At 64.0% G+C, this 11,080-nt stretch carries 8 protein-coding genes and 1 tRNA gene; 2 read left to right on the top strand and 7 right to left on the bottom strand.

Features of this window, described 5'->3' with window-relative positions; all coding sequences use genetic code 11:
* Positions 1–11: 11 nt before the first annotated feature.
* From IAI53_RS03055 to IAI53_RS03085, 7 genes are all read right to left on the bottom strand, one after another.
* On the bottom strand, positions 12–1,664 hold the full coding sequence (locus tag IAI53_RS03055) for an ATP-binding protein (protein ID WP_187716672.1): 1,653 nt from the start codon (positions 1,662–1,664) through the stop codon (positions 12–14).
* A complete protein-coding gene (locus tag IAI53_RS03060) occupies positions 1,661–3,409 on the bottom strand; it encodes a diguanylate cyclase (protein ID WP_187716673.1) in 1,749 nt (582 codons plus the stop codon). Before IAI53_RS03060 ends, IAI53_RS03055 begins: the two co-directional genes overlap by 4 nt.
* Positions 3,409–4,026, bottom strand: coding sequence for an ANTAR domain-containing response regulator (locus tag IAI53_RS03065; protein WP_187716674.1), 618 nt, complete (start codon positions 4,024–4,026; stop codon positions 3,409–3,411). The genes IAI53_RS03060 and IAI53_RS03065 overlap by 1 nt, the downstream gene beginning before the upstream one ends.
* Positions 4,027–4,240: 214 nt before the next feature.
* Positions 4,241–6,400: a methyl-accepting chemotaxis protein gene (locus tag IAI53_RS03070; RefSeq protein ID WP_187716675.1), complete on the bottom strand. Its 2,160-nt coding sequence runs from the start codon at positions 6,398–6,400 to the stop codon at positions 4,241–4,243.
* Positions 6,401–6,695: 295 nt separating this feature from the next.
* Positions 6,696–7,178, bottom strand: coding sequence for a hypothetical protein (locus tag IAI53_RS03075; protein ID WP_187716676.1), 483 nt, complete (start codon positions 7,176–7,178; stop codon positions 6,696–6,698).
* A 225-nt stretch (positions 7,179–7,403) separates the two neighbouring features.
* Positions 7,404–7,480, bottom strand: a tRNA-Met gene (locus IAI53_RS03080).
* Between the two features lie 39 nt (positions 7,481–7,519).
* Positions 7,520–8,413, bottom strand: a complete 894-nt coding sequence (locus tag IAI53_RS03085; protein WP_187716677.1) for a LysR family transcriptional regulator — start codon at positions 8,411–8,413, stop codon at positions 7,520–7,522.
* Between the two features lie 109 nt (positions 8,414–8,522).
* Here IAI53_RS03085 and IAI53_RS03090 point away from each other — a divergent pair, with 109 nt between their 5' ends.
* Positions 8,523–9,722, top strand: a complete 1,200-nt coding sequence (locus IAI53_RS03090) for a YbfB/YjiJ family MFS transporter (RefSeq protein ID WP_187717935.1) — start codon at positions 8,523–8,525, stop codon at positions 9,720–9,722.
* Positions 9,723–10,154: 432 nt separating this feature from the next.
* Positions 10,155–10,859: a response regulator transcription factor gene (locus IAI53_RS03095; RefSeq protein WP_187716678.1), complete on the top strand. Its 705-nt coding sequence runs from the start codon at positions 10,155–10,157 to the stop codon at positions 10,857–10,859.
* Positions 10,860–11,080: the final 221 nt, after the last annotated feature.

The following is an 11,080-nucleotide window of genomic DNA, read 5'->3' on the forward strand; positions in this document are numbered from 1 at the left end:
TGGAGTATCGGTCAGCAATCGAATGCGCCACTTTCGTCACGACTTCCAGGCAATAGGAAGCTGAAGCAGCATCCACGCCCCGCGCCTTCCGACCGGACCCCGATCCGTCCGCCATGGCGTTCGACGATGCGTCGGCAAAGCGCCAATCCTATGCCGTCTCCGTCGTAGCGCGAGCGGCCGTGCAGACGCTGGAAGACCTTGAACAAGCGCTCTGCCTGCTCGGTCGACTCGATGCCGATACCGTTGTCGCGAATGGAGAAACGCCAGCCGCCCGCGACCGCCTCTGCGGTGACCGAGATGTGCGGAGTTACTTGAGGCTGGCGGTACTTGAGCGCGTTGTCGAGAAGGTTCTGGAAGAGTCGGACCAGCTCGTTCTCGCTCGCGGTGAGCGTAGGCCACGACCCGCTGATGTCGATCAGCGCACGGGTGTGCTCGATCTGCGGCACCAGGAAGAGCAGGGCTTCATCAAGTGCGGCACGCACGCTGACCGGCTTCAGCGGTTCGCCGCCTCGTCCGACACGCGAGTACTCGAGCAGGCCGATCAGCATCTTGTCCATGCGCAAGGTGCCCTCGCGGATGAAGCGCATGATCTCCCGTTGTTCATCGCCAAGCATGCCATGCAGATCGTCCTCGAGTATCTGCACGTAGCTGTGAATCATGCGCAGCGGTTGGCGAAGGTCGTGTGAGGCGACGTAGGCGAACTGCTCGAGATCGGCGTTGGAGCGAGCCAGTGCGTCGCTTTTCTCGCGCAGATCGTCTTGCAGCCCGGACTCGGCGCGTCTTGCACGATTTGCGGCGATCACATTGCCGGCGGCGCCAAGCAATGGCTGGAGCAAGTCAGCGATACGGTGATCGTAGCCGCCCGGGCGGTTCGCCAGACCGATCAGGGCGACCGTACTGCCCGCGTATCTGAGCGGCAACGTAATCAGGTTGTGCAGTGAAGGATGTCCGTGAGGCAGAAAAGCGGCAAGCTCGGCCGGAACACCGTCGTTGAGGACAAGCGTGCGACTGCCGGCGAGCGTAGCGGCAAGCAGGGGGCCGGCCTCCTCGCAGTCCGGTGCAGATCCGGGGGCCACCTGATGCGCCATTCCGGTAAGCGCAAATGTCTTCAAGCAGTGGCGACCATCCGGGTGGTGTAGTACTTCGCCAATGAAGCCGAAGCTCGATCCAGTGAGCTCGGCGCACTGTTCAAGTACCTGGGCAAAGCGCGCCTGCATGTTGTGCGAAGCGATGAAATCCGACTGCAGGTCTGCGATCATGCGCAGCGTGGCTTCAGCCTCCTTGCGGGCAGTGATGTCGGCGTGGGTGCCCAGCATGCGCGTCGGACTGCCGTTCGCATCGCAGGCCATCGTGCGTCCGCGACCTTCCACCCATAGCCAACTGCCGTCAGCCTTGCGCATGCGGAACTCGATCACGAAGGCATCGCCGCGCTCAAGCTGACGCTGGACCTCTGTCTGAGTGCGCTCGACGTCTTCCACATGCAGAAGCTCGCTCCAGCGTTGGTAGCTGACCGCAAAAGCGCCGACTGGATAGCCAAGCATCTCAAAGCAGCGCGCATCCCATTCAACCCGATCGGTGATGAGGTCCCAGTCCCAATAGCCGATTCCGGCTGCCTCGAGCGCCAGTTGATGGCGCAGATGTTCGGCACGAGCTCTATCGATCATCGGCGGTGTTGGTCCTCGTAACACACCTCCCGGTCACGCCCCTGGCGTTTGGCGTGGTACAGCGCTTCATCCGCACGCGAAATGCAGGACTCGGTAGTGTCGTCGGCTGCTCGAAGCTCGGTAATGCCGACGCTGATGCGTATCGGCAGGCTGCGTCCAGTCGGACTAAGCGGACTGCGTGCCAGGCGATCGCGCAGGCGACGGGCGAATTGCAGTGCTGCATGTGCGCCGGTATCCGGCAGCATCACCGCGAACTCCTCCCCTCCAAGGCGCCCACAAACATCCGATTCTCGCTGCGTGTTGCGCAGGGTGTCGGCGAAGTGCCGCAGGGCCTCATCTCCGACCTGATGCCCCCATGCATCGTTGATCGCCTTGAAGTGGTCGAGGTCGATCATCAGCAACGCTGACGTAGTGTCGGGCCGGCGGCGCAGGCGAGCGAGTTCGTGCTCGAGCTTCTGCAGAAACACCCGTCTGTTGTCGAGCCCTGTGAGCGAATCCGTGGTCGCCAGGCGAAGCAGATCGGCCTCCAGCCGCTTGGTGTCACCGACATCTTGCATCGTTCCCACCGCACGCAGCGGGGTGCCGTCGGGCTGACGCTGCAGTACCTTGCCGGCGGCCTGCGTCCACACCCAGTGGCCGTCGCGGTGGCGGAGCCTATGTGCGAAGCGGAATCCGGGGGTATTGCCCCGGAAATGGTCGTGCAGGGACGAAAGGGCTGCGCCCAGGTCCTCTGGATGGACGCGGGCAAGCCAGCCGTCCCCCCCGACTTCCCGTACGCCTTCGTCCTCGCCGACCATGCCGGCCCAACGACGGTCAATAGTGAGCAGACCGTCCGGTATGTTCCAGTCCCACAAGCCCAGTTCTGCGCCGGCGAGCGCGAGTGACATGCGCTCTTCGGATTCGGCAACCCGTTCTTCAAGGCGTGCGCGGGCGAGTGCGTGTCGCATTGCGCGAACCAACTCACGCGGGCTGGCCGGCATCTTGACGAGGTAATCCTGCGCGCCAGCCTCAAGCGCACGGACCGCCGTCTCGTCGTCGTCGTCCCCTGTAAGCACAACAATCGGGGTGCGTCCGGCCAGTGTCCGCAGGCGTTCGACCGTATCCGGTCCGGTTGAGTCGGGCAGCTTGAAATCCAGCAGTATTATTCCCGGCTGCCAGTGACACAGCTGGTTTGCCACCTCGCTGATCGAGCCGGCTTGGCGCAGGTCGAAGCTGCCCGGCCAGTGCGCATCCAGTATCTGCCGGACTTGTCGAGCGTCCGAGGGCGCTCCATCAACGAGCAGGATGCGCAGTTGCTGATTCTGTTGTTCCGTGCCGTCTTCGCCGGTGAGGCTGCGACCACCGTGGCGGCGCAGCGCCCCGAGCAAGCCGGCACCGAAGGCGGCCAGGTCTGCCTGCTTGGTAACGTAGGCATCGGCTCCGAGTTCCATGGCGCGCGACATGTCGTGCTCGCTGGACGACGTACTGAGCATGATTACCGGAATATTTCCGCCCTGCGGGTGGCTGCGCAGGCGGGCAAGGAATTCGTGCCCGTTCATGCGCGGCATGTTGATGTCGAGCAGGATGAGCTGGGGCTGCGGTCGGGCAGTTGCGTCTTCGAGCAACTCAAGCGCAGCGATACCGTCAATGCAGTGACGAAGCTCGGTTCGCATCCCGGCTTTGCGCAGGATCCTGCGTACCAGGAACACGTCGGACGGTTCGTCCTCGACAATCAGGATGTCGAGCGGGGGCGCAGAGGCGTTCATCAAGCCCTCTTGCCGTCATTGGGCGCCATCACGCCATTGATGATGTCACGGGCCTGATCGCCGAGCGGAACGCGCCGGCTGCGGGCCAACCGTCGCAGCTGCTCGAACGCTGCTTCCTCGGACAGCCCATCACGGTACATGAGGATGCCGACTGCCACGCTGACACTGCGGTCGGCGTTGAGGGCGTTCTCAATCTGGCGGCGGTCTTCACGAAGCTGGCGAATGTCCTCGCCGCGTGCCAGTGCGCCCTGTATTACGGGCACCACTTGGCCGATGTCCACTGGCTTGAGCAGATAGCACAGCGCGCCACATGCGATTGCCGCGCGCACGACGGTATCGTCAGCATTGCCCGAGAGGATGATGAAGGGCGTCGGGGCGTTGTGGCGCAGCCATTCCGCCAGCTTGATGCCGCTCTGGTCCGGCAGCGTGATATCGAGCACCGCAAGATCGAAGGCAGGGGACGTCTGTACGAATTGGCGGGCGGTTTCTGCGTCCGGGGCTTCCGAGACCTCAAATCCGGCGCGCGTCATGCCGTGCTTGAGCGTTCGGCGTACAAGTTCATCATCCTCCACCAGAAGGATGCGCGCCGTGGTACCGGTCTGTGCCGTCTGGTTCATGCCAGCTCTGGGCCTGGTGTCGGCGCTTCGTTTGATCGAGTCGAGATTCTTGTTATCGGATGGTGTGAACACAAGCTGTCACCATTTTATTGGGGCACTCGCAGGCTCCTGTCCGGGAATTCTAGTTCCGTGGGATGGGGTAAGCCATTGAGGCTGATCAACGAGTTTCCTGCGGTGTGGAACACAAACGGATCGCAGCGGTGGGCGATAGGCGCTAGACCTTGAACTGGCCGGCCAGGCGTTCGACCGTGCGGGCGATCTCGTCTACCTGAAGGCTGACGCTATGGGTCTGCTCAGCCGTCGCGGCGTTCTGCTCCGCCATCTGTGCAATGGTTTCGACACCTCTTGCGACCTCCCGTGCGGCGACCGACTGCTCCCGCAGGGTGGTGCGAATCTCATCAACCGCACCAATGGCAGTGTTGGCCTTGTCCTGGATGACTTGTACCGAGTCGCCTGCACCAGTAGCCGCGCTCACCCCTTGTCCAACGCGCTCGACACCGGTTTCCATCTCCGCGACAGCCGCTCCCGTCCGGTGCTGAATCTGTTCGACCATGCGTGAGATCTCTACCGTTGCCCCGGCAGTGCGTTCGGCAAGCTTGCGCACCTCGTCCGCCACGACGGCAAAGCCACGGCCGGTTTCGCCTGCACGGGCCGCCTCGATGGCGGCGTTCAGCGCGAGGAGATTGGTCTGCTCGGCAATCTCCTTGATCGTGGCGACGATCTGTCCGATCTCCGCAGAGATGCCTTTAAGCTCGCCGAGGCTCTCCGCCGCATGGGTGACCGCTTCGGCGATGCGCGAGATCTGAGTGGCCGCCTGACGCACCACTTCCGCCCCATGACGGGCAGCCTCCCCGGATTCGGCCGTGGTCCCGTGTGCAGTGACCGCGTTGTCCTCGAGGTGATCGATGGAAACCGACAACTGCTCGATCGTTGCGGCCATGCTGGACGCTGAAGACGACTGGCGCATCGCGCTATCCGCGGTTGTCTTGCTCGCCCCGGTCAGTTCGCCAGACGCCGCCGCCAGATGATGAGCACCATGCGAAAGTTCAAAGGCAATCTCGAACAGACGATTGCGCATGATCTGCAGGCGATTGAAGATGCTGCCAATTTCGTCTCCCTTGCCCGCCGGAACCGCAACACGCAGGTTGCCGAGCGCGATCTGGTGAGCGATCTCGCCAACCCGGTCCAGGCGCTTGTTCTGCACGCCGATCAGCCACCAGATCAGTGCGATCAGGGCCGTGCCCAGGGCAAACGAAACTGCGAGCGTGGTCAACGCAGGACGGTGAATGGCGGCCGCGAGCGCATCGAGCGGCACGCTTGCCTCAATGACGCCGCGCACGTCACCCATGCGCCAGTCGCGCTTCGGGGAGTCAGGATGGGCGTTGTGGCATGTTATGCAAGTCTGACTGTCCATCACATCTGCGCGAGCCAGTCGCATCACCATCCGCCCGTCCTTCTCGTCGATGCGGGAGAACGATGCGCCTGGATTGGCCCGCAGGTAAGCAAGGGCTTCGGTAGCGAATGCGTCCAGACGAGTATCCGCAGCGCGGCGGAAGCGGAATGGCTGGTCGCTGTAGAGCTGCAGCTGATTGCCGGTGGCCCCGTTGGACATCTCACCAAGCGCGCGCATCACGCTGGCGGGCAGGGGAATGCCATTGGGGTCCGAGGCGAATTCGTGGGTGGGCTGCAGCCCGTTGGCCGACGCCTTGGGAATGACGTGGCGCGCATAGAAGCTGCGCGCGTTGCGTGCAGTATCGATCAGGCTGGACGCATTGGCACGGCCAGCTTCCGCCAGCACGGCATGCTCCAGGTCCTCCATCTTGACTGCGCCGACGCCGCCAATTAACAAACCGCCCAGGAGGATGGGAAGAAGAACCTTCGAGCGCAGCGAAAGGTCTTCGAAGCGGCGGACAATACGATCCGAGAGCCCCCGCAGGCCAGGTTTCAGGACGTAGCCACGGTGCAGTCGGTGGCCGCTCCCGTTCCTCATGCTTGCATAGAGCGCCTCGGCGGCCTGCACTTCGCCCCGGGTCGGCTTCATCCGGACGCTCATGTAGCCACCTTCGGCAAGCGGCGTGGCGGTGGCCTTCACCCAATAGTGATCGCCATTCTTGCGTCGGTTCTTGACGATACCTTGCCAGGCACGCCCTTCCTTGAGCGTCGCCCACATGTCGCGAAACGCTTCTTGCGGCATGTCCGGGTGGCGGATGATGTTGTGAGCCTGGCCGATGAGTTCTTCACGACTGAAGCCGGCGTATTCGACGAAGTCGTCGTTGACGTAGGTGATGCGGCCCTTCTCGTCGGTGTGCGAGATGATTGCGCAGTCGTCGCGAACGACGTACTCGCGTTGGGTCACCGGGAGGTTCTGCTTCATGCTGCACCTGTGCGCGTTGTTCGGCGAACAGGTATGCAGAGTACGGCCGGAGCAGAGAGGGCGAAGACGTGCGAAACCCCGCTGACCGGCTCGACGGAGAGTGTTCACTGTCGCCGGGTCTAGATTGATTCCGCGGGGTTTGGGCGGTTGGTGCCTTGATGACTGCGTGAGCAGGTCATGCATGGGCGTACGCAAATGGTACTACAGCTTTCGTCGGGTATACGGGATTTGTGAAGTAGCCGACGGGGCGCGGGTAGATGTCCCACTGAGAGGTTCTATTGGGCCGGGTTACTGTTCACGGAGGCGCTTGGCATCGCGCGCCGGTGGGCTGTCCGGAAGGTTCGGGAGGAATCATCTTGAGCGCCACGCGAAGTTGTTGAAGTCCTCGCAGATCGTCTGTACAGATCGTCGACGTCCTAGCGACCCGCCTACGTCCCGTACCGTGATCGGCGAAGTCCTCGGGGCACAGCCGCGAGATCATCTTCTGCGCGACGTCGGTCCGGGCCAGGCCGCGAAGGCGGGCGATCTCGCGGTGTTCGGCCGTGGGCGTGCGGCGCCAGCCGATCACGCGCTCCTCGATGAAGCGCTCGATCAGCTCGGCCAGGGTGCAGTCATTGTCGCCGGGGCGGGCGATCAGCAGCCCGTCGTCGGCGGCCGCCTCGAGCCGCCGCGCCCAGCGCTTTGCTTCTTCTTTGCTCTCGAAGGTCTTCGAACGACGAACTCCACCGACACACACTTCGGCTCGCCAGCTCTTGCCACGTGGTTTGATGCTTGCCATGACGCTTGTCTCCGGAAAGTGGAAAAAGCGCTGACGAGCGTCAGAGGGTCGGCATGGCGCCTTCCCGGTGTGCGTAAGCCTGGGTTCTGGGTGGGTTCTGGCCGACGTCTCCGGGTTTCCGGAAACCGCTTCGGTTGGCACGATTGGTGGGGTGCCCCCAAATCGATTTACGCCAGACCCACAAAGCACAAAGGCTTACGCATTGCGTAAGCCTTTGATTTTATTTGGTTGCGGGGGCAGGATTTGAACCTGCGACCTTCGGGTTATGAGCCCGACGAGCTGCCAGACTGCTCCACCCCGCGTCGGAGAGACAGGACTATAGTCGAACCCCATGGGGTGAGTCAAGGATTGATTGCTTTTTCCTTGTCCGGTGCCTGCCGTACGCTGCGACGACCGGCCGCGGCGACTGCTTCGGCGAGGGCTTGCAGCACGCGCATCGGCGGCCGGTCCTGGGGACGGACCATACCGGTGGGCACGTGGGCGATCTCGTCCGGCACCTTGCCGACCTGTAACTGCGCGGCGTGGGCGGATTGCTCGACGACGCGGCGGGGCATCAGCGTCCAGCCGAGCCCGACCGACACGCAACCGAGGATGCCCTCGAGCGTACCGAACTCCATGGCGTCGGACAGCGGGTGGCCGATGGTGCGTTGCCAGGCCAGCGCGCGGGCGCGATAGACGCAGCCTTCGCGAAAGAGGATGAGCGGCGCCCGCGAGGGATCGATGCCGGGGGCGGCGACCTGCACCAGTTCCTCGACCAGCAGTTCGTCGAAGGCCAGTTCCGGGTGGTTCACCGGGCCGGCGACGAAGGCGCAGTCGAGCTTGTGCGACAACACCTTCTCGGCCAGCGCGGCGCTGGTGTCGGTGCATACCCGCAGGTCCAGCCCCGGGTGGGCGGCGCGCAGGTCGCGCAGCGCCGCGGGCAGGTGCAGCGCGGTGAAGGTTTCCATGGCACCGATGCGCAACTCACCGAACGACTCGCCGGCCTGGCGTACCGCGTTGGTGGCCTGCCGTTCCAGCGACAGCATCTTGCGCGCGTAGCCGAGCAGTACGCGCCCGGCGGGGGCGAGTTCGACCCCGCGACCGGAGCGGAAGAACAGCTCGGTGCCCAGCTCGTCTTCCAGACGGCGGATGCGGTTGGTGACGTTGGACTGCACGGTGTTGAGCTTGCGCGAGGCGGCCAGAATGCCGCCTTCGTCGACCACGGCGGCGAAGGTGCGCAGCGTGAGGAGTTCCATGTGTGTATCTCTCGTGGAGATTGAAGCGTTCTGAACAAATCGCTTGAGTCGATATGTTATCTCCCCCTATGGTGTCGACACCAGCAAGAATCAGGGGGAGCAGGGCGAGATGGACGAAGGCGGACAACGCATGAAGGTGCTCGGTGCGGGCATCTTCAGCCTCATTCTGGCGCTGGGGGTGGCGCGCTTCGCCTACACCCCGCTGCTGCCGCTGATGCAGGCGCAGGCCGGGCTGGGCTTGGCGGAAGCGGGCTGGCTGGCCGCGCTCAACTACGCCGGCTATCTGTCGGGCGCGCTGATCGCCGCGTCGATCAGCGACCTGGTGCTGAAGGACCGCCTCTACCGCATCGGCATGGTGGTGGCGGTGTTGAGCACGGTGGTGATGGGCTTGAGCACCGACCTGGCGGTGTGGGCGCTGTCGCGCTTCGTCGCCGGACTCTCCAGTGCGGCGGCGATGCTGCTGGGCACCGGCCTGATCCTCAACTGGCTGATCCGCCACAACCACCGCAGCGAACTGGGCATCCACTTTGCCGGCATCGGCCTGGGAATTGCCGGCTGCGCCGCGGCGGTGGCGCTGATGAGCCAGTGGCTGGACTGGCGCGAGCAGTGGCTCGCCTTCAGCGCCATTGCCTGCGTGTTGCTGGTGCCGGCGCTCGCGTGGTTGCCGGCGCCGGATCGCAGCCCGTTCACCAAGTCTGGCCAGGCCATGCACGACAACCCGCCCAGCGCGCTGTTCCTGCGCCTGTTCATGGCTGCCTACTTCTGCGCAGGGGTGGGCTACGTGGTCAGCGCCACCTTCATCGTCGCCATCGTGGACCGCCTGCCGGGCCTGGCCGGGCAGGGCACGTGGACCTTCCTGGCGATCGGCCTGGCCGCCGCGCCGGCGTGCATCGTGTGGGACCTGATCGCGCGCCGCACCGGCGAACTCAATGCGCTGATCCTCGCCGCGGTGCTGCAGATCGTCGGCATCCTGCTGCCCTTGAGCGGCGGGCTGGGCGGTGCGATTGCCGGGGCACTGCTGTTCGGTGGCACCTTCATCGGCATGGTCAGCCTGGTGCTGACCATGGCCGGGCGCTACTACCCGACTCGTCCGGCGAAAATGATGGGCAAGATGACGCTTTCCTACGGCGCGGCGCAGATCATCGGTCCGGCGGTCACCGGCTGGCTGGCGGCCTCGCTCGGCGGCTATGCGGCCGGGCTGTACCTGGCGGCCGGCGTCATGGTGGTCGGCACCCTGTTGCTGGTAGCGCTGAAGCTGATCGAGTGCCGCGAGGCGGCGCCCGGCGCCGCCTGTCGCCCGGCGGGCTGAACGTTCAGCCTTCGAGCGGGGTCGGAATAGGCAGGAAGGCCAGTCCCTAGGGGCTGGCCTTCCTGCTTACGATGTGCAACCTGCGAGCACGCCGGGCTGGTGATGTCCACAAACGGCGGTGTGCGGCTCCCTCAGAAGGCGGCAGGCCGATCCTGCGTGATCGCCACCTACGGACGTTAGTGCAAGCACGTCGATTGGCGGCTCGCACGCCCACGTCAAGGCTGAGCGTCGCGACCGGCCCGCACTGCAGGCTGATCTGCTGTATTGCTGGCATGAGCTGGCACGTAAGGACGCGAAGAGGCCGGGAGGTTTGGCTCGGCAGAAGGTGAAGTTGTGTCACGAGTACCGATACCAGTGCCGGAATGAGGGTGATACGCGGTAGCCTGGAGTGACAGCGCGTTGAGTGCGAGCGTATCGGTTTCGGCGGAGTACATGAGTAAGTCGATTGGCAAGGGCGTTGCAGTCTGCATCGTCGAAGATGATGAAGGCGTACGTGAACATGTTGCTCTGGCGCTGTCGCGCATGGATTTTTCAGTGCGCAGCTATGCCGATGCACGCGAGCTCTACCTGGGGCTGCTGAAGGCTCCATGTGATGTGCTGATACTTGATCTCGACCTGGCGGGCGAGGACGGCTTTGGCATCGTCGAGCAACTGCGCGGCGTTACTTCACCTGGCATCCTGATCCTTACCGCATGCGACGATCCCGATACGATGGAGCGCTGCCTGCTCAAAGGTGCCGATGCCTATCTGGTCAAGCCGGTCGAACCCCGCCTCCTCGCCGCTACCCTGATCAGCATCAGCCGCCGTACCCAAGGTCTGGCTGCCGGTGCCGGTCGAAGTACCGACTGGCGGCTTGTCGGCGATGGGTGGACCTTGGTCGCGCCTGACGGTCAGCAGGTCGATCTGACGGTATCGGAACGCACACTGCTCGGCCTTCTCTTCGAGCGTGCCAATACCGCGGTACAGCGCGATGCGATCACAAGGGCCCTTGGCCATCAGCCGGACTACTACCTCGACCATCGTCTCGACATGTTGGTCAGCCGTCTGCGCCGCAAGGTGAGTGACGCGCTCGGCACTCCACTGCCGTTAAGGGCGGTCCGGGGCGTTGGTTTCATGCTCTCACTGCGCAGCAGGTAGCCGCGGTCGGCTGCTCCTCATGCTGGTTCCGTGACGCGCGTGGCCCCCTGCGCTAGCCCCGTCCATTGACTCCTGCTCCTTTGCGATCTCCTGCCCATTCGTCGGGACGCGTTCACCTGTCGCGCCCTGTTTCCCACGAGCTTCTGTAAAAACTTGTCACGCCTGCGCGATCTAGAGCCGCGGAACCGTAGCGATGTGAGGTTGGCGTGAGAGACGTGAGC

It is taken from the genome of Thauera sedimentorum (genome assembly GCF_014489115.1).
In the GTDB taxonomy this organism is placed as follows: Bacteria; Pseudomonadota; Gammaproteobacteria; order Burkholderiales; family Rhodocyclaceae; genus Pseudothauera; species Pseudothauera sedimentorum.